This window comes from Methanoregula sp. (assembly GCF_028679125.1).
Classification (GTDB): domain Archaea; phylum Halobacteriota; class Methanomicrobia; order Methanomicrobiales; family Methanospirillaceae; genus Methanoregula.
The window spans coordinates 98990-123255 of sequence record NZ_JAJRCG010000005.1 but is presented as its reverse complement, the minus strand read 5'-3'; the positions used below and the strand labels follow the sequence as shown (position 1 = coordinate 123255).

The 24266-nt window shown below is 54.9% G+C and carries 23 protein-coding genes; 13 read left to right on the top strand and 10 right to left on the bottom strand.

Going from position 1 to position 24266, the window contains the following annotated elements; translation table 11 throughout:
* Nucleotide 1: 1 nt before the first annotated feature.
* The 8 genes from cooS (at nt 2) to LUQ43_RS05415 (ending at nt 10560) form a co-directional block, all read left to right on the top strand.
* A complete protein-coding gene (gene cooS, locus LUQ43_RS05450; protein ID WP_299964821.1) occupies nt 2-1891 on the top strand; it encodes an anaerobic carbon-monoxide dehydrogenase catalytic subunit in 1890 nt (629 codons plus the stop codon).
* 42 nt (nt 1892-1933) lie between these two features.
* Nucleotides 1934-2419, top strand: a complete 486-nt coding sequence (locus LUQ43_RS05445; protein ID WP_299964819.1) for an NAD(P)H-dependent oxidoreductase subunit E — start codon at nt 1934-1936, stop codon at nt 2417-2419.
* On the top strand, nt 2416-4107 hold the full coding sequence (locus LUQ43_RS05440; RefSeq protein WP_299964816.1) for an NADH-ubiquinone oxidoreductase-F iron-sulfur binding region domain-containing protein: 1692 nt from the start codon (nt 2416-2418) through the stop codon (nt 4105-4107). Before LUQ43_RS05445 ends, LUQ43_RS05440 begins: the two co-directional genes overlap by 4 nt.
* Nucleotides 4104-4940: a 2Fe-2S iron-sulfur cluster-binding protein gene (locus tag LUQ43_RS05435; RefSeq protein WP_299964814.1), complete on the top strand. Its 837-nt coding sequence runs from the start codon at nt 4104-4106 to the stop codon at nt 4938-4940. The genes LUQ43_RS05440 and LUQ43_RS05435 overlap by 4 nt, the downstream gene beginning before the upstream one ends.
* Nucleotides 4933-5811, top strand: coding sequence for an AAA family ATPase (locus LUQ43_RS05430; protein WP_299964812.1), 879 nt, complete (start codon nt 4933-4935; stop codon nt 5809-5811). Before LUQ43_RS05435 ends, LUQ43_RS05430 begins: the two co-directional genes overlap by 8 nt.
* Before the next feature lie 73 nt (nt 5812-5884).
* Nucleotides 5885-6283, top strand: coding sequence for a pyridoxamine 5'-phosphate oxidase family protein (locus LUQ43_RS05425; protein WP_299964809.1), 399 nt, complete (start codon nt 5885-5887; stop codon nt 6281-6283).
* A 123-nt stretch (nt 6284-6406) separates the two neighbouring features.
* Entirely contained in the window at nt 6407-8521 is a 2115-nt protein-coding gene (locus LUQ43_RS05420) for a M3 family metallopeptidase (protein WP_299964807.1), read from the top strand.
* Nucleotides 8522-9054: 533 nt separating this feature from the next.
* A complete protein-coding gene (locus tag LUQ43_RS05415; protein WP_299964805.1) occupies nt 9055-10560 on the top strand; it encodes a transglutaminase domain-containing protein in 1506 nt (501 codons plus the stop codon).
* Nucleotides 10561-12028: 1468 nt separating this feature from the next.
* Here the strand turns inward: LUQ43_RS05415 and LUQ43_RS05410 are convergent.
* Together LUQ43_RS05410 and LUQ43_RS05405 are read right to left on the bottom strand one after the other, a co-directional pair.
* On the bottom strand, nt 12029-12238 hold the full coding sequence (locus LUQ43_RS05410; RefSeq protein ID WP_299964803.1) for a hypothetical protein: 210 nt from the start codon (nt 12236-12238) through the stop codon (nt 12029-12031).
* Complete coding sequence (locus tag LUQ43_RS05405; RefSeq protein WP_299964798.1) at nt 12235-12987, bottom strand: winged helix-turn-helix domain-containing protein; 753 nt, start codon at nt 12985-12987, stop codon at nt 12235-12237. The genes LUQ43_RS05410 and LUQ43_RS05405 overlap by 4 nt, the downstream gene beginning before the upstream one ends.
* A gap of 81 nt (nt 12988-13068) precedes the next feature.
* Here LUQ43_RS05405 and LUQ43_RS05400 point away from each other — a divergent pair, with 81 nt between their 5' ends.
* Together LUQ43_RS05400 and LUQ43_RS05395 are read left to right on the top strand one after the other, a co-directional pair.
* On the top strand, nt 13069-13323 hold the full coding sequence (locus tag LUQ43_RS05400; protein ID WP_299964795.1) for a hypothetical protein: 255 nt from the start codon (nt 13069-13071) through the stop codon (nt 13321-13323).
* Nucleotides 13317-13721 carry a pyridoxamine 5'-phosphate oxidase family protein gene (locus tag LUQ43_RS05395; RefSeq protein WP_299964793.1) on the top strand — a complete coding sequence of 135 codons (405 nt, stop codon included), beginning with the start codon at nt 13317-13319 and terminating at the stop codon, nt 13719-13721. Before LUQ43_RS05400 ends, LUQ43_RS05395 begins: the two co-directional genes overlap by 7 nt.
* A 6-nt stretch (nt 13722-13727) precedes the next feature.
* On the opposite strand, the gene LUQ43_RS05390 is transcribed toward LUQ43_RS05395, so the two are convergent.
* The 8 genes from LUQ43_RS05390 to LUQ43_RS05355 form a co-directional block, all read right to left on the bottom strand.
* Entirely contained in the window at nt 13728-13877 is a 150-nt protein-coding gene (locus tag LUQ43_RS05390; RefSeq protein WP_299964791.1) for a type II toxin-antitoxin system HicB family antitoxin, read from the bottom strand.
* Between the two features lie 142 nt (nt 13878-14019).
* Nucleotides 14020-15498 (bottom strand): MFS transporter, encoded by a 1479-nt coding sequence (locus LUQ43_RS05385; protein WP_299964789.1) that lies wholly within the window; start codon nt 15496-15498, stop codon nt 14020-14022.
* A gap of 330 nt (nt 15499-15828) precedes the next feature.
* Nucleotides 15829-16074 (bottom strand): DUF2769 domain-containing protein, encoded by a 246-nt coding sequence (locus tag LUQ43_RS05380; protein WP_299964787.1) that lies wholly within the window; start codon nt 16072-16074, stop codon nt 15829-15831.
* 223 nt (nt 16075-16297) lie between these two features.
* Nucleotides 16298-17263 carry a PEGA domain-containing protein gene (locus LUQ43_RS05375; protein WP_299964784.1) on the bottom strand — a complete coding sequence of 322 codons (966 nt, stop codon included), beginning with the start codon at nt 17261-17263 and terminating at the stop codon, nt 16298-16300.
* A 103-nt stretch (nt 17264-17366) separates the two neighbouring features.
* Nucleotides 17367-17549 carry a hypothetical protein gene (locus tag LUQ43_RS05370; RefSeq protein ID WP_299964782.1) on the bottom strand — a complete coding sequence of 61 codons (183 nt, stop codon included), beginning with the start codon at nt 17547-17549 and terminating at the stop codon, nt 17367-17369.
* Between the two features lie 111 nt (nt 17550-17660).
* The gene (locus LUQ43_RS05365; RefSeq protein WP_299964780.1) at nt 17661-17963 is read right to left on the bottom strand and encodes a hypothetical protein; all 303 of its coding nucleotides are present in this window, start codon (nt 17961-17963) and stop codon (nt 17661-17663) included.
* A 130-nt stretch (nt 17964-18093) separates the two neighbouring features.
* On the bottom strand, nt 18094-18795 hold the full coding sequence (locus LUQ43_RS05360) for a winged helix-turn-helix transcriptional regulator (protein ID WP_299964778.1): 702 nt from the start codon (nt 18793-18795) through the stop codon (nt 18094-18096).
* Nucleotides 18796-18813: 18 nt separating this feature from the next.
* Nucleotides 18814-19260 carry a peptidase domain-containing protein gene (locus tag LUQ43_RS05355; protein WP_299964776.1) on the bottom strand — a complete coding sequence of 149 codons (447 nt, stop codon included), beginning with the start codon at nt 19258-19260 and terminating at the stop codon, nt 18814-18816.
* A 732-nt stretch (nt 19261-19992) separates the two neighbouring features.
* On the opposite strand from LUQ43_RS05355, the gene LUQ43_RS05350 reads away from it, so the two are divergent.
* The 3 genes from LUQ43_RS05350 to LUQ43_RS05340 all read left to right on the top strand — a co-directional run bounded on the left by LUQ43_RS05350 (nt 19993) and on the right by LUQ43_RS05340 (nt 23838).
* The gene (locus LUQ43_RS05350) at nt 19993-21477 is read left to right on the top strand and encodes a response regulator (RefSeq protein ID WP_299964774.1); all 1485 of its coding nucleotides are present in this window, start codon (nt 19993-19995) and stop codon (nt 21475-21477) included.
* A gap of 555 nt (nt 21478-22032) precedes the next feature.
* Nucleotides 22033-22464: a nuclear transport factor 2 family protein gene (locus LUQ43_RS05345; protein WP_299964772.1), complete on the top strand. Its 432-nt coding sequence runs from the start codon at nt 22033-22035 to the stop codon at nt 22462-22464.
* An 846-nt stretch (nt 22465-23310) separates the two neighbouring features.
* Nucleotides 23311-23838, top strand: a complete 528-nt coding sequence (locus LUQ43_RS05340; protein ID WP_299964770.1) for a PEGA domain-containing protein — start codon at nt 23311-23313, stop codon at nt 23836-23838.
* Nucleotides 23839-24266 lie beyond the last annotated feature (428 nt).

Here is a 24266-nt window from a genome sequence, read left to right as displayed (position 1 = left end):
AATGTACGATACATCTGCAGGAAAAAAGATCGCGGAAACGAGAGCGAGTGACAAGGCCGACCAGGAGATCATGGTAAAATCCATGGAGGATGGTATCGAGACCGTCTGGGACCGGTTCGCCGGCCAGCAGCCGCAGTGCGGCTTCGGGAACCTCGGCGTCTGCTGCAACCGGTGCGCCATGGGGCCCTGCCGGACCGAGCCGTTCGGCAAGAGTCCCACGCGGGGCACCTGCGGTGCGGAAGCGGATCTCATTGTTGCACGCAACCTGCTCGACGACCTGACCACCGGCGCAGCAGCACACAACGACCACGGGCGCGAGGTCGTGGAGGCCATGCTCGCTACCGCGGAAGGCCATGCCCAGGGATACCAGATCCTTGACGAGACCAAACTGCACACGGTCGCAACGGAGTACGGCATCAAAACATCTGGCCGGAAAAAGGAAGAGATCGCGGGCGAGCTTGCCCGGGCCCTGCTCGAGGAGTACGGGTCGCTGAAGAACCGGATCCAGATGACCGAGCGTGCCCCGCAGAAGACCAAAGATATGTGGAAGAAGGTCGGGATCATGCCCCGGGGTGTCGACCGCGAAGTCGTTGAAGCGATGCACCGGATCCACATGGGCGTTGACTCGGATTACGCAAACATCCTCGTGCACGCGATGCGGACTGCCCTTTCCGACGGCTGGGGCGGCTCGATGATGGGGACCGATGCCTCGGATATCCTCTTTGGGACCCCCACGCCCCTGAAGGCCTGGATCAACCTTGCCACCATCAGCAAAGACAAGGTCAATATCGTCCTCCACGGGCACAACCCGGTCCTCTCCGATATGATCGTCAAGGCGGCAGCGGACCCGGCCCTGGTCAAGCGGGCAAAGGACGCCGGCGCAAAGGGGATCAACCTTGCCGGGATGTGCTGCACGGGCAACGAACTCTTAATGAGGCACGGTATCCCCCTTGCCGGGAGTTTCTTCGACCAGGAACTGGTGATCGCGACCGGGGCAATCGAGGCCATGGTGATCGATTACCAGTGCATCTTCCCGGCGATCACCCAGACAGCCGGCTGTTATCACACGAAGGTCATCACCACCAGCCGGAAGGCGAAGATCCCGGGCTCCATCTACAAGGAGTTCCGGCCGGATAACGCCTACGACACCGCAAAGGAGATCATCGGCCTGGCTATCGACAACTTCGCGAACCGGAACCCGGCCCGGGTCCGGATCCCGGACAAGCCGGTACAACTGATGTCAGGCTTCTCGGAAGAAGCGATCCGCAAGGCACTCGGCGGGACGTACAAGCCGCTGATCGATGCCATCGTTGCCGGGAAGATCAAGGGAGCGGTCGGCATTGTCGGCTGCAACAACCCGAAGATCAAGCAGGACTACGGCCATGTCACGCTCGCAAAGGAGCTGATCAAGCGGGACATCCTCGTGGTCGAGACCGGGTGCGCCGCGATCGCCTGCGGGAAGGCGGGCCTGCTCGTCCCCGAATCTGCTGATATGGCGGGCCCCGGGCTCAAGTCGGTCTGCAACGCGCTCGGCATCCCGCCGGTGCTCCACATGGGCTCCTGCGTTGACTGCTCGCGTATCCTCGTCCTTGCCGCAAACATTGCAAAGGAACTCAATGTCGGCATCAGCGATCTCCCGCTGGGCGGCGCTGCACCCGAATGGTACTCGCAGAAAGCGATCTCGATCGGCACGTACTTCGTTGCCTCGGGCGTGTACACGGTCCTCGGCATCCCGCCCAAGATCTTCGGCAGCGCCAATGTCACAAACCTCCTCGCCAGCCAGCTCACAGGCATCGTGAACGCCTCGTTTGCTGTCGAGCCCGACCCGCTGAAGGCTGCCGACCTGCTCGAGACCGAGATCAACCGGAAGAGAAAGGCACTCGGAATTTAACCAGGGTCCATTAAAACCAGCTCATTTTTTTGTGAGGACACCATGGACGAACCAACGCTCGATGCCATTATCGCCCGGTATGACGATCCGGCCGGCCGGCTCCTCGGAATCCTCGGGGAGATCCAGGACGCGGACGGGTACATCCAGAAAGAAGCTCTCGTCATGCTTGCGGAAAAGCTGGACGTGCGCCTCTCGCAGCTCTACAGCCTCGCCACCTTCTACTCCTATTTCAGCCTGACACCGGTCGGGGAGCACGTCATCACGGTCTGCATGGGGACGGCCTGCCACGTGAAAGGCGCCCCGGCAATCCTCAACGCTCTCGAGGGGATGCTGAAGATCCAGAGCGATACCTCGGAGGACGGCAAGTTCTCTATCACCACGGAGGACAAAAAATTCACGCTGGAGATCGCCCGGTGCTTCGGCGCCTGCAGTATGGCACCGGTCCTCCGGATCGACGGGAACCTGTACGGGTACGCAACGAAAGAAAAGCTTCCGGCAATCCTGAAAGAGTACGGGTGGGAGCCATGAAGATCGTATCCGCAGCCGACCTCGCGGCGGCACAGGAGACCGGCATGCAGAAGATCCGGCCCGACCGGCCGCGGATCGCGGTGGGCCTTGCCACCTGCGGGATCGCCGTGGGTGGAAACCGGGTGTACGAACGCCTTCAGGAGATCATCGAAAAGGAGAAGGCAGAGATCATCCTGACAAAGACGGGGTGCATCGGCTACTGTAAGGAAGAGCCGCTCGTGAACATCACGATCCCCGATAAACCACTCGTGATCCTCCACAAGGTAACCGAGGCCGACGCAGAGGAGATTGTCAGGGAAGTCAGCAACGGGAAAGTGCCGGAGAAGCTGGCCCTGTGCCGGGTCCCGTCCTGGGACCACATTACCGGGTGTAACATTGAGTACGGCAAAGGATTTACAAAAATTCCCCTCTATGCAAAGGTCCCGTTCTTTGCCGGCCAGAAGAAAGTGGTCCTGCGGGACGCCGGGCTGATCAACCCGGAAGATATCGATGAGTACATCGCGGTGGGCGGCTATGCAGCGGCAAGGAAAGCCCTGACCGGCATGGACTCCGAAGCCATCATCAAAGAGGTTGAAACGTCCGGGCTCCGGGGACGGGGCGGTGCGGGGTTCCCCACCGGCCAGAAGTGGCGTATCACCCGGGATGCACCGGGCGAACGGAAGATCATCATCTGCAATGCCGATGAGGGCGACCCCGGCGCGTACATGAACCGGAACGAGATGGAGAGCGACCCCCACATGCTCATCGAGGGCATGATCATCGGGGCGTTTGCCATGGGCGCCGATACGGGCCTCATCTATATCCGGGCGGAATATCCGCTCGCGATACAAAGGCTGAAACTCGCGCTCGCGCAGGCACGGGAGTACGGGCTCCTCGGCCGCGATATCTTCGGCACGGGCTTTTCGTTCGATATCGGGATCGCGACCGGCGCCGGTGCGTTCGTCTGCGGGGAGTCGACGGCACTCGTTGCCTCCATCGAGGGCAGGACCGGCCGGCCCCACCCGCGCCCGCCGCGGCTGACTGATATCGGGGGCGGCCTCTGGGGATACCCCACGGACCTCAACAATGTCGAGACCTGGTGCAATGTGCCGGTCATCATCATGAACGGCAGTGGCTGGTACGCGAAGATCGGCTCGAAGGGCAACACCGGTACCAAGGTCTTCTCGCTCGTGGGCAAGGTCGACCGCGTCGGGCTCGTGGAAGTGCCGCTCGGTACAATGCTCAAGACCATCGTGTCGGATATCGGCAACGGCGGGGCCAATGGTAAGCATGTCAAGGCCGTCCAGACCGGCGGGCCGTCGGGCGGCTGCATCCCGCTCCGGATGTTCGATACCCCGGTGGACTTCGAGAACCTCAACAAAGCTGGTTCGATCATGGGCTCCGGCGGCATTGTGGTGATGGACGAGGAGACGGACATGGTGGACATCGCCCGCTACTTCATCACCTTCGCCACCGGTGAGTCCTGCGGGAAATGCGTCCCCTGCCGTGAGGGACTCAAACACGCGCTCCTCATCCTCAACCGGATCATGGCCGGGAAGGGTACGAAGAAGGATATCGAAACCCTCGCACTCCTTTCAGACACGATTGCGGCAACCTCGCTCTGCGGGCTTGGCCAGACGGCGCCGAACCCCGTGCTGACAACCTTAGCGTATTTCCGGGAAGAATACGATACGCGGGTGAAACCATGATGCACAAGGAATCCGGAAGGCCGGCCAAAAAACAGGTCACCGTAACCATCAATGGCAAAAAATGCCCGGCAGAGGAAGGCGAGATCCTGCTCGGGGTGGCGATCCGGGAGAAGATCGCGATCCCGCACCTCTGCTTCGAGCCGTCCCTCGACCCGTACGGGGCCTGCCGGCTCTGCATGGTCGAAGTGGTGAAACGCGGGAGGAAGGAGATGACCACGTCCTGCACGCTGCGGGCAGCGGAAGGGCTGGAGATCGTCACCGATACTCCGGAGATCGTAAAGTACCGGAACATCCTGTTCGAGCTCTACCTTGCCGAGGCCCCGAAGTCGGAGATCCTCAAAGCGATGGCGGCCCGGTACGGCGTGACGAAGACCCGGTTCTTAAAGAAACTTGAGGCTGCGGACACGCTCGACAACAAGTGCATCCTCTGCGGGCTCTGCGTGCGGGCCTGCAACGAGATCATGGGGGCCGGCGCGATCGGCTTTGTCAACCGTGGTCCGTACACGCTGGTTGGTACGCCGTATGGCGAACCCACGAAGGACTGCTTCGGGTGCGGGGCGTGCGTGAAGGTCTGCCCTACGAACGCCGTTGAGATGGAGGATACCGGGGATACGCGGATCATGAAATCCTGGAACGGGACAAAAGTGCCCTTATCGAAGTGCGACTGTTGCGGGGAGTTCTTTGCCCCGAAGGGGCTCGCAACGGCGGCCCTGGCCCGGGTCATCCCCTCGTTAAAGGAAGAGATAGCGGTACTCTGCCCTGCGTGCCGGGGAAAGCGGATCGCACAGGAAGAGATCCGTGCCCTGAGCGGCGGTGCAGGCCATCATGGCTGACCGGGAGAGGATCGCCGGGGCGGCCCGGGCGATCCGGGAGCACACCCGCCCGGGAAAGGACCGGGGGGCCCGCATCGTCATCACCGGTAAGGGAGGGGTGGGAAAGACCACGATCACCGCCCTCCTCGCCCACCTTTACGCACAGAAAGGGTATACCACGCTCGCCGTGGACGAGGACCCGCAGATGAACCTCCCTTACGCGGCCGGTATCCCCCGGGAGGAGAGCGACCGGATCGTCCCGCTCTCGAAAAATTTCGATTACGTGGAGGAGAAGACCGGGGCCCGGCCCGGCGCCGGGTGGGGCATGATGCTCCGGCTGAACCCGGATGTTGCGGACGTGGTGGAGCGCTTCGGGGCAAAGGGCCCGGGCGGTGTGAACGTGCTGGTCATGGGCACGATCGAGCAGGCGGCCGGCGGCTGCCTCTGCCCGGAGAACACGCTGCTTGAGGCCGTCATCCACTATGTCAGCCTCCGAAAAAACGAGGTGATCCTGATGGATACCCCGGCGGGGGTGGAACATTTCGGCAGGACCATTGCGAAGGGGTTTGACCAGGCGCTGCTGGTCACCGACCCCACGTTCAACGCTGTGCAGGTAGCCCGGCACGCGGCCGAGCTTGCAAAGGGCCTTGGGATCCGCACGATCTGGCTCGTGATCAACCGGGTGCGCTCGGAGAACGATATCGCAAAAGTGCAGGAACTCATGGGCGACAGCATGGCCCTCTTTTCAGGACAGTTTGTCCTTCCCTGGGACGAGAGCCTGATCGCGTGCGAGCCCGATGTCCGACCCCTGCTGGACGGGCCGTCACCGTTTATGGAACGCCTCCGGGATCTCCAGGTACGGCTGGAAAATGCACATAATGATATCCGGTGAAGTTCCCTGCCCCGGCGAACAACTCCAGACTCTTTATTGCCTTTGCCGGACGAGTAACGGATGAGGACCTGCAATGGTGAACCTGACTGACGAGATCAAGGAATCGCTGACCGGAACAAAGGTATTCTTTCTTGCAACATCATCGAAAGACTGCCGGCCCAACGTGGTCCCGATCGGGGCGTTCAAGCTGCTTGATGACGAGACGGCCCTTATCTCCGACCAGTTCTTCAATAAGACGCTGAAGAACCTGAAAGAGAACCCCCGGGTTGCCGTATCATGGTGGGGATCGAAGGGCGGCTTCCAGCTCAAGGGACAAGTGACCATTCATACATCCGGTGCGATCTTCGAGCAGGATATCGCGTGGGTAAAGACAATCAGGACCGACCTGGCGCCCAAGTCCGCGGTGGTCATGAAGATTACCGATGTGTACCAGGTGAAGCCCGGCGCCGATGCGGGGAAGAAGATTCTCTGAATAACCCGGTAACCGGAATATACCGGCACCGTTCCTTTTTTATTTCCCCCGTTCGGCCCCGGCCAAAAAACGCATGCATTTATCAGGATCGCCGTATGAATCAGACAATCACGGATGAATTTTATGAATGCAGCGAAACGTCACGGAAATTTTTGTCACATTGCCTGTGCAGTCCTCATTATTCTTGCCGTCGCCGCGTCCGGGTGCATGCAGGCTGCCACAACCCCTCCCCCGGCAGGATCGTCCCTGGTAACGCCGGTAAACGCAACCGCCCCGATCCGGGCGCATTACGCCCCCGGGGAGATCACCCGGCTCGCCACGGAAGCGCAGGCAGCCGCCAATGCATCACTTGAGGCTATTGCCGCGATCCCCCCGCAGCAGCGCACAACGGACAATACCCTCATCGCATTCGATACCGCAGTCTCGGATTACTACGATACCATCTCCCCGCTCATCCAGATGGGATATGTCTATCCCGACCCGGCCATCATGGCCGAGGGTATGGCAGTTGAGGAATCGTCGCAGAACTTCATGGATGAGGTTATGACCCGGCGCAACCTGTACAATGCCCTGCAGAATGCCTCCCCAAGGACGCCCGGCGAATCGCGGCTCTATAACGTGACTGTCAGGACTTTTAAGAAGAACGGCCTCGATCTCCCCGATGACCGGCTCTCCCATGTCCGGGCCCTGCGGGCAGACCTGAACAAAATCGAGACCCGGTTCAATGCGAACCTGAACAACGATACCACAACGCTTGAGTTCACGCAGGAAGATCTTGCCGGTGTCCCTGCCGATACCCTTGCGGCTTTCAGCCGGACCGCGAACGGCACGTATCTTGTGACAATGCAGATCCCGGATTACACGGCCGTGATGACCAATGCCGACCGGAACCTGACCCGGCTGAAGATGTACGATGCCTACAACAGCCGCCAGGCGGAAACGAATACGAAACTTCTCGAAGAAGCGGTCGGTCTGCGCCGCACGATCGCGCAGGAACTCGGGTATGCTACGTGGGCCGATTACCAGATGGATGGCAGGATGGCAGAGAACCCGGCCACGGTCATGGCATTCGTCGAATCCATGAAAGAGCCCCTGCAGGAGAAGAACCGTGCGGAGATGGCTGAACTCCTGAAGATCAAACAGACATACGATCCGTCTGCAACGGCTGTTGACCCGTGGGAGGTGGTCTACCTCCAGAACGAGCAGAAGAAACGCTCCTTTGCCTATGACGAGAACGAAGTGAAGGAGTACTTCCCGGCTGATACCGTGGTGCAGGGAATGTTTGCAACGTACGGTACCCTGTTCGGCATACACTTTGACGAGGTGAAGGGGGCGGACGTCTGGTCTCCGGAAGTCCGGCTCTTCCGGGTGAGCAATGTCTCCGACAATGCAACGGTCGGGTACCTGTATCTCGATCTCTACCCGCGGGAGAACAAGCACCAGTTCATTTATGAGTCCGGGATCATCAACCACCGGATAAGGAACGGGACTGTCGTGCTGCCGGTTGTAGTGATTGTTGACAATATTGCCGCACCCACCGCGGAGAAACCCTCGCTCATGACCCCTGATGATGCTTCAACACTCTTCCACGAGACCGGCCACGCCATGCACAGCATGCTCTCCGATGTCCCGTATGGCACCCTGTCGGGGACGAACGTGGAGTGGGACTTTGTGGAGACCCCGTCGCAGACGCTGGAGGAATGGGTGTACGACCCGCAGGTACTGGAATCGATCTCCGGCCATTACACCAATGCCTCCGAGAAGATCCCGGCAACGCTCCGGGACAAGGTCATCGCTGCCAGGAATGCCGGAAACGGGTATGATTTCAGCCGGCAACTGGTCTTCATTCTCTTTGACCTGCGTCTCCATACTTCGGACGGCCCCGTGAACGCGACAGCCATCTATACCGACACCTTTGCCGAGGTGAACGGCAAATCCCTGACGGCCGGGACGCACATGCCGGCAACGTTCACTCATCTCATGGGCGGGTACGATGCGGGCTATTACGGGTATATGTGGTCGAAAGTGTATGCCCTCAATATTGTGGACGAATTCAAAAAGGACGGGATGACGAACCAGACTACCGGCACGAAGTTCCGGCAGGATATCCTCTCAAAGGGCAACACGGAGGACGGGAATGCACTCTTACAGGAATTCCTTGGCCATAAACCCGGGGTAAATGCCCTGTACACCTTTATCGGGATCAATGCGTCGCAGGCACCGGGTGCTGGCAGGTGATTATAAAAAAAGGTGATTCCTCAATATGAGCCACTAATTTAAAACCATACCCCCCTCTTGCGCCACCAGTCACCCGAGGGGGACGGGGCGCATTGCGATGCCTCGGCTTTACCTTAATTGGGGGCACACACAAGTACAGGTAATATGGCACTATCGCAACCGGGGGATGCCCGAGCGGCGGGGGCGGAGGCTTGCCGGAGCCCCCAAGAGCGGTAATGAAAACTTTATTTCAGGTTTATCGCACTTTTGGTGGATGTTACACAATCTCCTAAAAAAAATTCTGGCACACCTCGATCAGAAGAATGCGGTAGTCCCGCATTTCGGGTGGGTGCAGGTACCGAAGATCGCCTGCGATTCCTGCCGAGAAAATCTGATGATATTCTCGTTCGCGGATTCAAAATCACGGTCACAAAGGAATAATTCCCCCTTTTTGCGGGTCCGGTCTCCCGCACACCGGGATCGACACAAAGATCATTTCCCAACGTTAATTATAATGGCGTTCCGTCCGGTATATATCTCCAGACTGGTGCCCCATGAAACGAATCCTTGTCATAACTCTCCTCCTGGTATGTCTCTGTGTGCTTCTCGCCGGCTGCACAACCGCGCCGGTTCTCGTCACGGCATCACCGGGCGATACCCTTCTCCTTTCGGGAGAACACGAGTTCCAGAACAACAACCTCCATGCCGCCGAACGGCTCTTCTCCCTTGCGCAGCAGAACTACACCGCTGCCGGGAACGCGACTGCGGCGCTGCATGCACGGTACCGTGCCACGGTCGCACACCAGATGACGAGCGAATTCCCCTACAACCGTTCGCAGATCGTCTCGATGATCGATACAAAATTCCCGGGCATTCCGGCAGAACGGAAGGCCTCGTGGCTTGCCTGCAACCAGAGCCAGTGCATCGAGAGCGATGGCGAGACCTGGTACTTCCAGAGCACGGGCCCGAATATCCAGTACCACAACCTGGATATCATGCGGAAGACACTGCTTGCCATAAACGAGACCCCGTTCTATGACCAGCTGACACCCTATGCCCTCGCACCCGCAGGGCAGGAGACCGGCAATTATGTTCACCCCGTCACCTGGGACGGGACCGAAACGCTCAGCATCCCGACCGGAATACTCCCGAAGAGCGGGACCCTCCGCCTCTGGATCCCCCTGCCCATCGAAACGGCATCCCAGCAAAACGTCACCATTGTATCCATTGAACCGGCCGCGTATGTCAGGTCAACGACCGGCACGGGCGCGGACATCGGGCTTGCGTATCTCGAAATCCCGCTGGAGTCGGTTACCGGCAGTTTCATAAACGTCAGTGCGAAGTTCCGCTTCACCGCGTACGAGCAGCGGTTCGTGATCGATCCCGACAAGGTCGGGAGTTACAATACGAGCGACCCCGAGTACCGGAAATATACGGCTTCGGGATGGAACATCGCGGTGACACCGGCACTCGTGGAGACTGCACGAGGAATTGTCGGGAACGAGACCAACCCGTACAGGAAGGCGCAGATGATCTACCGGTACGTGATCAACCGTCCCTACAGCCTCATTCCCCATGACCGGCTCAATGCCATGGGCCTGCCGGAAGCGGATTATATCCTCGCCACCGGCTTTGGCGACTGCGGGACGCAGAGCATGTACTTTGCCGCCCTCTGCCGGGCTGCCGGTATCCCAGCCCGGGCCACTGGTGGCAGGCAAATGGTTCCCGGTTACGGGGGCGACCACTTCTGGTCGGAATACTATCTGCCAGGCTATGGCTGGATCCCGAACGATGTGACCGTTGCCGAGGGAGCCGAGTGGTCGTACAACGCGACCGATGCCGAGCGGCAGCAGTATAAACAGTACTATTCTGAGAACCTCGACCCGTACCGCTACATCATCCAGCGGGATGCCGATATCCCGCTCGTCCCGGACCCGGGCACGGCGACATCCCATACCGGAGCACTCCAGTCCCCAAAAATCGTCTGCGATACCTGCACAACAGATCCGGAACTTGCCCTGTCACACGATAGCTGGCAGGTCACGCTGACGAAAGAATAAATCCCCGTCCCTTTTTTTCTGTCCTGTATCCGGTTTCCGGTTTTTAAGTTTGTGCGGGTAGTGTGAGAACCGGGAAAAGAGAGAGGTAACGCATCCGGTCAATGACTGATCCCACGTCATTTTGAGTCCGGATTGGAGATACCAGGTTCCAGTTCTCCAACAGTGATCACGTGTGACAGTATCCGGCTCCCCAGAAAATCAGGGCCCGTGATATACCGGGATATATGGTCGGCAGTGTACTGTTTTGCCTTCATGAGGTCGATCGCCTTTCGGGCAGGACTGATATACTCTTCGGGATACGGGCGTTCCGTTTGGGGGACATTTATGGCGTTAAAAATTATCTCTGCTGGCTTGTTAATACCCCCTGAGAAGTATTTTCTTTCAGGTGACCGGTCGGGAGAATGTGGGGGGAATTTTTCCAGGATCAAACTCCTGGGGAAGATACAATCAGCTATTTCTCCTGCTGATCGTCAGGACCGGCATTCTGCCATAATGGTGCATAGGGTCTCTCTTCACCAGGTGAAAAACAATAGATCCCTATAACCTCTATATAGAAATTAATTTAAGTATATAGTGTAAAAATGAAATATGTGGGTTGGGTGGGCAATACCCGGACCAATCATCCGGGAAATCGCCCGACAATGGAGCATAAGAGGTGATCTCCACCAACCAACAAGGAGGCATATCACTGATGGTATCAACAATGCCCCAAAAAATACGGAGATCGTACACGGATTCGTTGCAGGAATGCAGGAACCATATCGATATTTTGGTGAAAAAAACGGAATCGCTGTACCTGGAGTGCCGGCACGACCAGGACAAAACAGCTCAAATCCGGGGGATGGGAACCGCTCTTGCAAACCTTACCTATCTGGTTAACGAACTTGAGGGTAATTCCCGTCGTTCAGATGTGCCAGAACGATCTCACACGGTCAACGGGATTGCATATCGATCCGTACGGCTCTGTGATCTCGAGCGGATCAGTGACAAATGACGAGGTATCTCATGCAGTTCGTCAGGACAACAAAGATCCAGGATATCATTTATACCCGGTGTGCATCCGGGAAATTCAATGAACCGGAACCCATGCACCCAGAAGATTTTAAAGCCCTTCGTGCCTGGGTAACCGCAAAACAGTCCCGTGAGTTATCAATCAGGAAAACCCTGCACGAAAAACCGGCAGGAGCATCCGCACATTTCATGGGATGAGTCTGATTATCGCGAATCCATAAAAAATTTCGATGACCCCGGCATTGTGCACCGGGGGAGAGATCCTATTCGCAGGATGTGATCGCACATCACTTCTGACAGGGCCAACAAGAAGACATCTTAACCGGAATGAAGATACACGAGAACAGGCACCCGGGAGAGAATCTCAACCTCTTTCTCCCGTGTACCTGTTATTTTCTGGCATCCCGTCATCTGCACAGGATTTGTACAAATATCCTAAAAAATTTTCCACTCACACTCACACGTCCATCTTTCCGGCCATCTCCCGGTCCCAGGATACGATCGCGTCCCATTTGTGGAAGTCCCCGACCGGCAAAATCACTTTTTTATGATCCAGCGCTGGAACCATGAGAGTCTCTCCGGTCGAACTTCCCGAAAAGATCGCAATTGCGACCGGCTGGACCGGGGCACGTGTTTTCTCTGAAGAAGAGCCCGGTGTCCCACTCAATTCCCGTTAATCCGGCAGCTGAGCTCCGAGATTGCTACGAGCGTCTTGTATCCCTTGTCGGTGATGATATAATCTCCCCTCTCGTGTCGCTGGAGAATCATCCCCGCATCAGTAAGTTTCCGGACATGGAAGAGGAGGTTGCCTCCCTTAAGGCCGGTCAACTGGGAGATATCAGAAAATGTCCGGGTCTGGACCGAGAGTGATTTGAGGATCAAAAACCGCTGGACATTTGCCACGGGTTCGAGGAGATCCTTCACCACCGATTCATCAGCAATTTCTGCAGCAGTCCCCGTGCGGTCTGCGGCATTCTGGTAAATCCCGAGTGACTGCATGAGGTCAACCTGTTTTTCAAAGAGGCGGTGGACTTCGGTAAAGCACGTGTCGCACCTGTCGTGTTGTCCCTTGCTCCGCAGGGTCTTCATCTGTTCGCGGTACGACTGGATGATCTCATCCGGAACGTGCCCCTCCTTGATATGCCTGGAAGTATTCTGAAGAAATTCCATGAATACGCCATAACATTTCTCCCGCATCCTGCAATCGCCGACCATGTGCGCTGAGAGATCAGTCCTGGCAGTTTCAACCTGGTGATCCGAAAACAGGCCGGCATAATTCTTCTTTAAATCCCCGAGCACATTCTCGACATGTTGCTGGTTTGCCCGCTCGATGAACCGCCTGAGATCCGTCCGGAGCCCGGTGATCTCCGCTTTCAGTTCGCGGATTTCGCTCAATGTACCCAGTGCTGCACCCATGATTATTCCACCGTTGTTTCAGCATATCCCCTGTTGAACGTGAGGGTCATTTTTCTGTACCGGAATCTTTTGTATATTTTAATGACGCTCAAGTATATATTTGTAACAACCAGACTAATGTCCGGCGAAAAAAATGCCGCCCTGAAACACACGGGAAACGATGTATCGAAGGCAAAGGTTGAAGCATTGCAAAAAGCAGTCAAGGGTGCCTGTTTTTCGGATGCGGAACCCACAACCCTGACGGCTCGACAGAAAATGCCGTTGCTGATATCATCGTTGACCGTGCCGGACTGTACGTATCAGAACAGGATTCATCACAGGAATTTACCATGGTAAAACTATCCGCAGAAATGAAAGAAGCGTTTGGCAAGATGAAGATCTTCCCGGTTGCGACTGCATCCAAAGAGGGTACGCCAAATGTCGTTCCCATTGGCGTTGTTGAGCTCATCAGCGACGATACGATCTGGATTGTGGACAATTTCATGAACAAATCCCTGGAAAATCTTCGTGCAAACCCGAAGATCGCTCTCTACATCTGGGGCCCGGAGATCAAGGGCTGCTTCCAGATCAAGGGTAACGCAACCATCAAAACCAGTGGCAAGGATTTCGATCTGATGAAGGAGAAGATCAATAAAAAAAATCCGGCCCTGCCTGCACGTTCCCTTATAATCGTGAAGATTACCGAGGTGTTCGAATGCCAGCCGGGCCCAAAAGCCGGCAGCAGAATTCTTTAATTTTTTTTATCCGCTGGCAACATACGATGGGATGTGCATCGCAACCGCGTCGGTCATCCCCCCTTTTGTCTCATCGAGGGTCTTGCCGGTTGCGATACTGCCCGGGAGATCCGGTGAATATGCGGAATAATTCTTTTTGGCTTTTTCGATTACCATGGGGAACCTGTGTATCGTATGAACAATCCCTGAATTGAGCCTGCTTAACGATACTGTTCATAATACCGGGAGCAAGGTCCTCGGTCAGGTAAACGGATACGATGATGGGAGGATATCCCCTGGGAAAGTGGGTGGTTGTTTCTCAGGACTTCTTCTGATTGCCAGAGGGCTGGTAATCCGGATGAACCTCCTGGCGTGCCAGGAGAGCAACCGCGAGGAGGACGACGCTGACAATGCACCCGAACAGGAATGCCTGCGAAAACCCGGCTACGAGCACATCAGTTTTGATATTCACGAGAGCCGCCGATGCAATCCCCCCACCGGGAGCAACCGCGTTCATGCCCCCGACAAATGCAATGGTGAAGAGTGCTATCCCGAGGGTCAGCGGTGCGAACCGTTCCAGACAGATGAACCCCGAGACCATGCCCTGGTATTTTTTCGGGACCGCAGTCATCGTCATGGTCGATGCTGAGGTCAGGAGCATGCCAAAACCCAGACCTATCAGGACCAGGCAGAGGACCACGAACCAGACCGGTGAATCCGGCCGGATCCCGATCAGGAGAATATACCCTGCAAGGACCAGGAGCCCGGAAACGATGTTGATCCTACGCCCCCCGGCGCGGTTGTAAAGCATTCCGCCCAGGATCCCCCCGGCCATGACTGCTACCGAGAGCGACGTGAAGATCAGCCCGGCAACCGAAGGGGAATACCCCTGCACGAGCTGGAGATAGAAGGGGAAGAGGTAGAGAATTCCGACATTAGCGACAATCACAAGAACGATCGCCATGTTCGTAAGGAAGAAATTTCTCTGTTGTAACAGGCGAAGGTCGAGCAGCGGGTCGGAAGCGGTAAGCTCACACCGGACAAAGGCGCACAGCGCGAGAATCGCAACGACCAGGCATCCAAGGATCACCGGGTCGGTCCACCCGGCGGACGGCCCTTCGGTCATGGCATAGAGCAGCGATGCAAGCCCGACAGCGATGAGCAGGGCACCTGCACGGTCAAAACCGGGGGCAAGCGGTTTACTTTCCATTGCCGGGATAACCTTTGCCCCGATGAGAAGGGCGACAATGCCGATGGGGATGTTGATGTAAAAGATCCAGTTCCAGGAGAGGTATTGCGTGAGCAGCCCTCCGACCACCGGTGCAAGAGTCATCCCGAGGGCTGCAAACGCAAAGCTCGTACCCATTGCTTTGCCTTTCAGCGCCAGGGGAACATAGGCAGTGATCATGGCCGGTCCCACGGACACGAACATGACCGCACCAACGGCCTGGACGGCACGCGAGATGAGGAAGACGGGAAAGGAGCTGACAAATTCCGGGATGAACCCGCAGGCGAACGATGCGACCGTGAAAAGAGCAAACCCGTACAGGAACACTTTCTTGTACCCGATCACGTCGGAGAGTTTGCCGAACACGAGCACGCACGCAGCCATGACCAGCACGTACACGGTGATCACCCAGCTGGCCATTGATGCCGGGAGGCTGAAGATTTTTGCAATCACCGGAAGTGCAGTCGTGACAATCGTTGAATCGAATGCTGCCATAAAATTGGCGAGCGCGATTGAAACGATCAGGAGCATATACCCGTTTCCGGGATTATCTGCCGGGGCCGGTTCCATGGCATGGACGTTGCACCTGCATCGATAAAGGGATTATTAAATTGTCCCGGACGAAACGTGCCCGGATCCATGAGCCGGTTTTTACCGGGAGGATCACGGCATGATGATGTGAAATACCGGTCTCAACCTTTCGTGTCGATATGTCGTGCAGGTACGATCCGGTGATCCCATTCAACACGTGCCTTCTCTGACCGGGAATATCGTTCGGGCACGTTTGTCTCAGCTGTGATCTCCCGCAATTGCGGTTTTAAGAGATTTACTACTCCCTGTCCGGGTCTTCAGGGATCTTCGGCACGGGGTGAATATAAAATGATAATCAAAGAAAAAGATCTAGCGTCGGACGCAGAAATACCCGCCGCGGAGATGGTACTTCGTGAAGAGCGGGCAGGCCGGGCAGAAACAGCCAATGACTTTCATGCCCGTTTCTGACGACTGGCCGCATCCGCAGAACAGTTCGTTTGGCTGGAATTGTTCCAGATTGTGTTTCTTGTAGTTCTGGCAATTTTTGCAGTACTGCCTGCAGATTGCCCGGTTCTCTTCGGTGTCTTCTACTGTCGGTTTATTGGATTCAAACATGGTAAAATATTCACGATCCTGACTAATAGATCTTTTTATCGTTGGATTACCTCGTACGCGTAAGACCGATCCTCCCCTTTCGATCCTTCCCTGAACCCCGATGATCAATGGATTGCGATCAAATTTTTTAACCGGTCTCCCTTGTCCGGCAGGATCGCGTGAACCGGCCCGACAGGGCGGATTGCAGCCGGCAGTTCTTCGCACCGCACTCTATAAAAAAGGATTATCTGCCGTTTTTCCGGAACAGGAAGATCGCACCGCACAGGACGAGTGCCCCGAGTACCGGTAACGCATCAAGCCCGGCGGCCCGGGATGGCAGGAGGGTGGGTTCCACGGGTGTGCCAGTCGTTGTGGTGGTTGTATCAACCGCGAGCGGCTGCAGGGATACATCCACGGTCGTGACCAGGTCTTTGCTTACCGTGACCTGGGTTGCATAGGGTCTGTACCCGTCCGCGGTAACACTGATCGAGTGCGCATAGTTCGCCGTTACATTGGTAAAAAGTGTCGTGCCGGATCCCGCGGCAGTCCCGCCAACATTTATCCTGCAGTCCGTGTTATCAAGGCAGATGGTGCTGCCCGTCTGGTCCACGTAGACCCGGACTACACCGGTTCCCCTGGTGGGAGTAACAACGGGAGTGATGTGGGTTACCGTGGAGATAAGGGGTTTCAAATTAATGGTGACATACGTGGTCTTTGCGAGATACACGTACACCGGCGTATAGTAATCCAGGTAACCGGACGGGCTTTCGACTGTTATTGTGTGATATCCTTCGCTGGCTCCCGTAAACTGCGTGCTGCCGGAGCTGCTTCCCGCTCCAACGTTCGCGTGACACTGGCTGGTGTCGAGGCAGATGGTCCCGCCGCCCGGTGTGATATCAACCTGGATAACGGTGGCAGACGGGTTGAGTTCCATCTCTGCGTTAACCACGCGGTTCTGGTTGGAGCTCACAAAGACCGTGTCGGACCATTCCACGTACCCTTTATTCGTAACAATGACCGAGTGCCAGGTATTGCCGGTGACCGTGAAAATTGCATCCGTGGTGTCGCAGTACACCGCATCAATACACACGACTGCGCCCGAAGGCGTTGAGTGGACGACGATCCTGCCGGGCTCAAGACCCTGGGCGTGTACGGCAAGAAGGAGAAGGAGCGTGACGAGTATCACGCTTTTCACATGTCTGAAGGACATACTGCGAAGTAGGGATAGGTGATGATAAGAGTATGGGTGAATGACAGGAATTTACAGGTATTCAGCGGAAGGTCTTGCTGATGGTGGAGGTCGGGGGAAATGATCAGCGCTCATCGGTATCGAATCGTTCAACGTAACACTCCCCGGATGACTTCTTCTCCCCGGGTTTTAAGTCCAGGAGGAGACTTTCGGCATGGTCCTGGCAGACATACGCAAAACAGCAACCGATTGACTGGAACCCGATCGCCTCTTTCCCACATTTATCGCACGTTCGTTTTTCCGTCATGATGTTTTTTTAGTGTCTTTTCACAAATACCTCATTTTGCTGCCATCGGTCTGACCCCGGGGTCTGACTACCCCGGTTCAGGGCTGCGCCGGAACATACGGGACGAACCGCTCAGCTGGCTGCAAGATGCCCGATAGTCAGCGGGTACAGCTCGGGATACCCGATGCCTGCGATGACTGCCGGGTCGGAATAAAAAAGACGCCGGGCCTCGATTGCGGAATCCACACGATAAATGAGTATCCCGATTGTGCCATCCGGAGAACCGCAGTCAAGGAATATTTGTCCCTGTGCAATCATGTTCCTGACATATTCCCGGTGCTCTTCCATCGCAGTCTGCTCTTCTGGTGTCATCGTGGTAAGAAAATCCAGGCGTTTTGGTCGGATCAGGGAAATAAAATCCATTGTGCTGCTCATACTGCTGATTACAGTTGTCATCGGTTATAGGTATGGAACGGGTCAGTCGCCTCTGAAAAAAGCCTGATCATGAACCAAATATTTTTCCCATCCATCCCGTTAAAACAGAGAAAAAGGGTGATATACGCTTTTATTTGCGATATTCATTCAGGATATCCTCCGTCTTTGGGGAAACGAAGTAGTTCAGGTACCTGCCGTCCCACCGGGTCACAACCATCTCTTCGTCAAGGAGCGGCTGGAGATGCCAGGAGATCGTGCTCTGGGTAACCTCGAGACGCTCGGCAAGTTCCTTGTTACTGATGCCCGGCGTGCCGAGAATTGTATCCATGATCTCCCGCTTTGAGGGATTCATGATATATCCGTAGACTTGTTTTCTGTTGAGCTGTATCCCGCCATTGGTGAACAGGTAACTCAGTTTCCCGTTTTTCTTCCTGATTACTTTTTGTTGGATGAGTAACAGGCAAAGATGATACCTGGCGGTTCCCCGGTTCATGTCAGTATTTTTTAAAAGATCTGCAAGAGTACACCCGGGATTGCACCCAATATATTCCAGTATGACCATACGGTTTTTATTGTGCAGGACTGCCCTGACTTTTCCTAAAACAAGGGGTCCGAATTTGATCGCCCCAGCCATTGCCCCAAGAACGCCGAGGAACCAGACAATCTGGATCCAGAGCGGAAGTTCAAAAAAAGAGATTGTACTGTCGGCGCCAAGCATATCTGAAGGCCCGCTCTGGGGTGAATAGGGTTCTACCGAATAGCCTCCCTGGACTATTGCGACAGTGACCCCAACCATCAGCAGAAAAAAGAGGACAATTGATGGATGTCTCATTTAATGATACATCTCAATTCAGATGTAATAACCTTGTGATCCTGTGACACTGTAGCCGTACACCTCGTAATACCAGGTTCCCTTTGCAATACCATCATTGTTGATGATGTTCAGGTTGATACGCCCGTTATTTGAACCGTCATAACTGTCATAGTAGGGACCGAACGTGTACCCATCCGGAGAATACACGGTCAGTCGGAGTGAATTCGCTGGAGTACCCCAGTTCAGATCCACGTTCAATGAAGTGATGGTGGAGGTAACGGATTTTGTATGCCAGTTTGTCGTGCCCTGGGTTATCGTTGCATAAACCGACTGGATTCGTATCAAATCGTTGCCGGTATCGTATACCGGTTCAACGCTGTAACCTCCGTTGCTGACAGCAGATACTTGTTCATTTGCCGATACTCCTGCGAATGATGCAATCAACAGAAGCATCATCGCAACAACTCCCAGTCTTTTCGACATGAGAATTGGTTTTTGAAAAAACATTGCTTATTTTTTCTGTCCCAATAATCGAACTGGCAGTTTGAGGATGGGGACAGAAATCATATATCGTGGGGTGCTCAACTCCAGAGAGAATACTCTTTAGAGTATTCCGGGGTCTCACCATTATCCCAGTCATATCTCTGGTGGGACCTCGTTGGAATAATTCCTGGAACGTCTTCTCATACTTCATCAGCTCCCGGGCAGTCAGTGCTCTTTCATCAGCCTCTGCGTATAATCTCTCATCCCGGCATGAAAATGCCAAAAACCTGCCAGACGTATCCTCGTGTTCTCGAAGATTGATCTCTCACTGAAAGCAAACGACGATTGTCCCCACCTGCACTCCGGGTCCCCTCGTGAACCTGACGTATTGCGACGCCAAATGCAGATAATTCTCTACTATCGCGTGATTCTTCCGGTAATCCTGAGGATTCGCTACCAGGACCGCCCTCCACGGCAGGATCTCAGGCCCCCAAAAGCGTCAGATCATGGATCAAAGATTTCTCGGATTGGCATTTCAGAATCTACCAATGAAACAATCACCGTAAACCGGCAAAAGACCGAGATCGGCAATCAATCTGTATGTCAGCGATGAGGAAAAATGACGAACGAACTCTTTTCGTCCGGCTCCCCATCGCCTCTCCGGAGGCCACGGCATTTCGGTCCTGAAAAAATCAAAGTAGAATGTCTGCCAATATCCATGGAGCAGGTTACATGGCGAAGAACACTATCCTGATCGTTGAAGATGATGCGATCACCGCACTGGATATACAAACGGTTCTCACTACTCTCGGATACCAGGTAGCGGGAGTGGCCTCTACCGGGGAAAAGGCAATCGATCTCGTGGAGGCCGGAGTACCTGATCTGATCCTGATGGATATCCACCTGGCAGGAAAACTCTCCGGGATAGATGCCGCTGAAAAGATCCATTCTACCCACAATATCCCGATTATCTATCTTACGGCATACGCGGAGCCCGAACTTGTCGGGCAGGCAAAAAAGACACGGCCGTACGGCTACCTCATCAAACCCCTATCTGAACGGGCACTCCAGACCGAGATCGAGATCTCCCTCTACAAATTCGGGCTTGACCTGGCCTACCAGCGGGAACATGCAAAGCTCGAAGAGCGGGTGAAGGAAAGGACGCGGGATCTGCAACGGGCAAATGAAGCCCTTCAGGAAAGCGAGCAAAAATTCCGCGAATTCATCGATCTCCTCCCGGAGATTGTCTTTGAATGCGACCTCACCGGAAAATTAACCCTTGTCAATGACAACAGCCTCAGGTTCTTCAGTTATACCCGTGGGGATCTGGAACGTGGCCTGAACCTGTTCGACCATATCATTCCCGAGGACCGGGAACCGGTCAGGCAGGGCATCGGAATGATCGCACGCGGGGGGACGACCGCGGGACACGAGTATACCTGCATGAAACGCGACGGTACACGAATCCCCTGTCTGGTATACACGACGCGTGTTCTCCAGAACAACCGCTGTACCGGTATCCGCGGCATCCTTGTCGATATATCGGAGAGGAAAAAGACCGAACATGCCATGCAGCAGACCCTGGAAAAACTGGGCATGCTCAACAGCATCACCCGGCACGATATCCTCAACAAACTTACCGCCCTGAATGCGTATCTTTCCCTTGCCGGGGATGAAGTGACCGATACAAAGACAACCGGATATCTCGGACAGTGCACCGACATTGTTGCAACCATCAACCGACATGTCGAGTTTATGCGGGATTACCAGGAGATCGGGATCCAGTCCCCCATCTGGCTGAACCCGGCAGTCTCTATCCGACAGGTGGTGGCAGCATACTCGTGTCCCGGCATCACGATCCAGGTAGCGGATCCGGGCTGGGAAATCTTTACCGATCCTCTCTTTGAGAAGGTGATTTACAACCTGATTGATAACGCCATCCGTCATGGCGAACACGTGAAGACGATGGCATTTGCCCTTCAGGAGATGGATGGTGAACTCCACCTGGTCTGTGAGGACGATGGCACGGGCATTCCGGATGAATTCAGGAAGCATCTGTTCGAGAAAGGTTTTGGGAGAAATACCGGTCTGGGTCTCTTCCTCGCCCGTGAGATCCTGGGTATTACCGATATCTCCATCCGGGAAACCGGTATTTTCGGCCAGGGTGCACGGTTCGAGATGATTGTTCCAAAAGGGGCATACCGGAAAATTCAGTAGATTTCCCATCCCGCGGCAGCGAATATGCCTGTTCCCAGGCTGGTTCCCCAAAGGAATTCGCCCCGATCTCCTGATCCCCGCGCTTCTCTCATAATTCCTCCGTGAATATCGGTAGTGAACGCCACCTTCTAAAAACCTGAGTGAATCGTTGCAGCATTATCAGCCTCGCAATCGATCCGCGATAAAAATTTTACGCAACCCTTGCCCCCTGCGCATTTTTTCATGCAGGGTCTGGTTGATCAGCAAACCCTCTCACGCCGGACATCGCAATTGTAGGATGTTCAACCCGATTGTAGGATAATTATCCTGCAATCGCCTCCCCAACTGACACCTCATGATCGCGATTGAAATTTTTAGGAGGGTCTGTTTGAAAACCATGCTCGGTAGAATACCGTAATCCAAACAGATGGCGGGTATTCCGAATATCTTTGAAATTTCCCCCTCATTCCCAGCCCGTCTGACAAAACCGGGTATCGTATCATGTTCAGGTATTCCCTTCGTTTTCCGGTAAAAAAACCAAAAAAGATAATTGATCGGTAATAATCACTAAGTATTATGACACTGACGGAAACCCAGAATGCAGAAGTAATAGAGACCATGGCTGCTTATGGCACCGCATACCGGAAGAAGGACAAAAAAACACTATCGGCGTTATTCTCCCCCGATATCAGCGGATTTGGCAGTGGACCGGATGAAGTGATCGCGGATCATAAGGACTTTATCCGGCAGATAAAGCGTGATATGAGCCAGGCAACCATTCTGCTGGTGGAATTTTCAGACCGGAAGATCTCTGGTGAAGGCAGGATTGCGTGGGCAACGTCAACATGTACTATCACATTCACGGTTGAGGGGACAAAGAAACAGATCCTGCGTGGCAGGTCAACAATGGTGTTGCGAAACACCGGGAGCCGCTGGGTCATTGAGCAGTTCCATTTCTCTATGCCCTATGGGGGTCAGGCAGAGGGGCAATCGTTTCCCGGTGCATAACACCGGACAGCGGGCTTGTGGATGCTGCACCCGCACCCTGGCATGACTGCACCCTCACGCGGGACCCGGTCGGCCCCCCGGTTCCTGCGTGAAAATTTTCAAACGCGATCCGGTTAGACAACGTACCCTGATTTTAAACAATGGGGATGGCTGGTGGTTCATCGTGTTCTTCTTCACCAGCCTCCAGGCAATGTCCTGTACGTGGGATTGAGCCCCCTTCCGCGACGCGTGTTCCGATGGAAACATTTCCGGAGTCTGGCGAATCTTTCACCTATACATCTCCCGGAATGACACTATCCTATCGTTCCACAATAACCGATTTATAAAAATAAAAATCTGGATCTCTGTTGGCATCCCGGGATTGCCAGTTCGATGATTGGGACAGAAATCATATATCTGGATATGCTCAAAACAGGAGAGAATACACTTGTGGTATTCCGGGGTCTCACCATATCACAGTCACATCCATCCAGTGAGACCTCGTTGGAATAATCCTTGAAAAAATCTCATACTTCAAACACCTTCTGGAGGTTCCGGCTCTCCCGGATGCACCTGCCAGTACCCTCTCATTTGTCGATGTAAAAACGATCGACACTGTACGAAATTATCCCGGGTTCCACAAACTACATCCCCTGGCTATGGCTGCCCCTCCTTGACCGAATTCCCGGGTTTGAGATGATGACGGGAAACATCCTATGATTTTAAGAGCGCCGGCAACCATATTTTTTACAACAATTTACCGAGTTGTACAATGAGCCCCCCGGGGAACAACCGGCGTCCCTGTTGATAAAAAATCACCGATTCCGGCACCATGTTCGTCCAGGTCATCGTTCAGGAAGTACTGGCATGAAGCGATTTCCCCACATTATCTGTCTGGTATTCCTGCTTCTCTTGTTCCCGATAGGGATTGCAACCGCCGATACCGCAACGGAAAATACGACAACCGCAACCCCCACGGCAACAACTCCTGCAAGAACCGGAGGTACGGTCTATTTCGAGACGGTCCCGAGCGGCGCCACGATCTGGCTGGACAATGTCAAGATCGGAACCAGTAAGATCACGTATTTCTCCGAGAAATCAGGAACCCTGGATGTGCGAATCCAGATGAAAGGGTACGATGAATACAAGGGTACCGTCACGGTCATCGATGGCCAGCGGGTTGATTTCTATGCCCGGCTCAATCCGGTTACCTATGATTGGAATGCCGAGACAACCCCCACGGTACCGGTGACAACGGTCACAACAATCCGGAGGTCAACAATGACGGTCCCCACGTCATGGCCAACACCCACACCGGAATCACCGTTCGATCCAGCGTTCGTGATCGGGGCCCTTACTCTCGGCATCGGACTTTTTGTGATCCGGCGCCGGTAATCCGTACCTTTTTTTGGTGATTGTGTAACATCCACCAAACGTGCGATAAACCTGAAACAAAATTTTCATTACCTCTCTTGGGGGCCCCGGCAAACCTCCGCCCCCGCCGCTCGGGCATCCCCCGGTTGCGATAGTGCCGTATTACCTGTACCTGTGTGTGCCCCCGATTAAGGTAATGCCGAGGCATCGCTAATAGCGCCCCGTCTCCCTCGGGGACTGGCGGCGCAAGAGGGGGGCTGTATTTTTGTGTTCTCCGGAGCGCAAATCTAAAAAAAACCTGAATTGGCTCAATACTAACCATGGGTTAGAAGTGAACTTTACCTAATCACCTTTTTTTTATGATTCACTCATGCGGATGAAAATGTTCATCCATCCGGAACTAAAAAAATCATTTTTCAGGGAACATTTTTCCTTCGGTTCCCTGGCAG

Coding starts and splice junctions, on each gene's coding strand:
- LUQ43_RS05360 (WP_299964778.1), bottom strand. CDS start 18,795: ATGAGACATCCATCAATTGTCCTCTTTTTTCTGCTGATGGTTGGGGTC.
- LUQ43_RS05440 (WP_299964816.1), top strand. CDS start 2,416: ATGAAGATCGTATCCGCAGCCGACCTCGCGGCGGCACAGGAGACCGGC.
- LUQ43_RS05370 (WP_299964782.1), bottom strand. CDS start 17,549: ATGACGGAAAAACGAACGTGCGATAAATGTGGGAAAGAGGCGATCGGG.
- LUQ43_RS05340 (WP_299964770.1), top strand. CDS start 23,311: ATGAAGCGATTTCCCCACATTATCTGTCTGGTATTCCTGCTTCTCTTG.
- LUQ43_RS05405 (WP_299964798.1), bottom strand. CDS start 12,987: ATGGGTGCAGCACTGGGTACATTGAGCGAAATCCGCGAACTGAAAGCG.
- LUQ43_RS05415 (WP_299964805.1), top strand. CDS start 9,055: ATGAAACGAATCCTTGTCATAACTCTCCTCCTGGTATGTCTCTGTGTG.
- cooS (WP_299964821.1), top strand. CDS start 2: ATGTACGATACATCTGCAGGAAAAAAGATCGCGGAAACGAGAGCGAGT.
- LUQ43_RS05400 (WP_299964795.1), top strand. CDS start 13,069: ATGACGCTCAAGTATATATTTGTAACAACCAGACTAATGTCCGGCGAA.
- LUQ43_RS05390 (WP_299964791.1), bottom strand. CDS start 13,877: ATGGTAATCGAAAAAGCCAAAAAGAATTATTCCGCATATTCACCGGAT.
- LUQ43_RS05350 (WP_299964774.1), top strand. CDS start 19,993: ATGGCGAAGAACACTATCCTGATCGTTGAAGATGATGCGATCACCGCA.
- LUQ43_RS05375 (WP_299964784.1), bottom strand. CDS start 17,263: ATGTCCTTCAGACATGTGAAAAGCGTGATACTCGTCACGCTCCTTCTC.
- LUQ43_RS05385 (WP_299964789.1), bottom strand. CDS start 15,498: ATGGAACCGGCCCCGGCAGATAATCCCGGAAACGGGTATATGCTCCTG.
- LUQ43_RS05365 (WP_299964780.1), bottom strand. CDS start 17,963: ATGAGCAGCACAATGGATTTTATTTCCCTGATCCGACCAAAACGCCTG.
- LUQ43_RS05380 (WP_299964787.1), bottom strand. CDS start 16,074: ATGTTTGAATCCAATAAACCGACAGTAGAAGACACCGAAGAGAACCGG.
- LUQ43_RS05430 (WP_299964812.1), top strand. CDS start 4,933: ATGGCTGACCGGGAGAGGATCGCCGGGGCGGCCCGGGCGATCCGGGAG.
- LUQ43_RS05420 (WP_299964807.1), top strand. CDS start 6,407: ATGAATGCAGCGAAACGTCACGGAAATTTTTGTCACATTGCCTGTGCA.
- LUQ43_RS05395 (WP_299964793.1), top strand. CDS start 13,317: ATGGTAAAACTATCCGCAGAAATGAAAGAAGCGTTTGGCAAGATGAAG.
- LUQ43_RS05345 (WP_299964772.1), top strand. CDS start 22,033: ATGACACTGACGGAAACCCAGAATGCAGAAGTAATAGAGACCATGGCT.
- LUQ43_RS05355 (WP_299964776.1), bottom strand. CDS start 19,260: ATGTCGAAAAGACTGGGAGTTGTTGCGATGATGCTTCTGTTGATTGCA.
- LUQ43_RS05445 (WP_299964819.1), top strand. CDS start 1,934: ATGGACGAACCAACGCTCGATGCCATTATCGCCCGGTATGACGATCCG.
- LUQ43_RS05435 (WP_299964814.1), top strand. CDS start 4,104: ATGATGCACAAGGAATCCGGAAGGCCGGCCAAAAAACAGGTCACCGTA.
- LUQ43_RS05425 (WP_299964809.1), top strand. CDS start 5,885: ATGGTGAACCTGACTGACGAGATCAAGGAATCGCTGACCGGAACAAAG.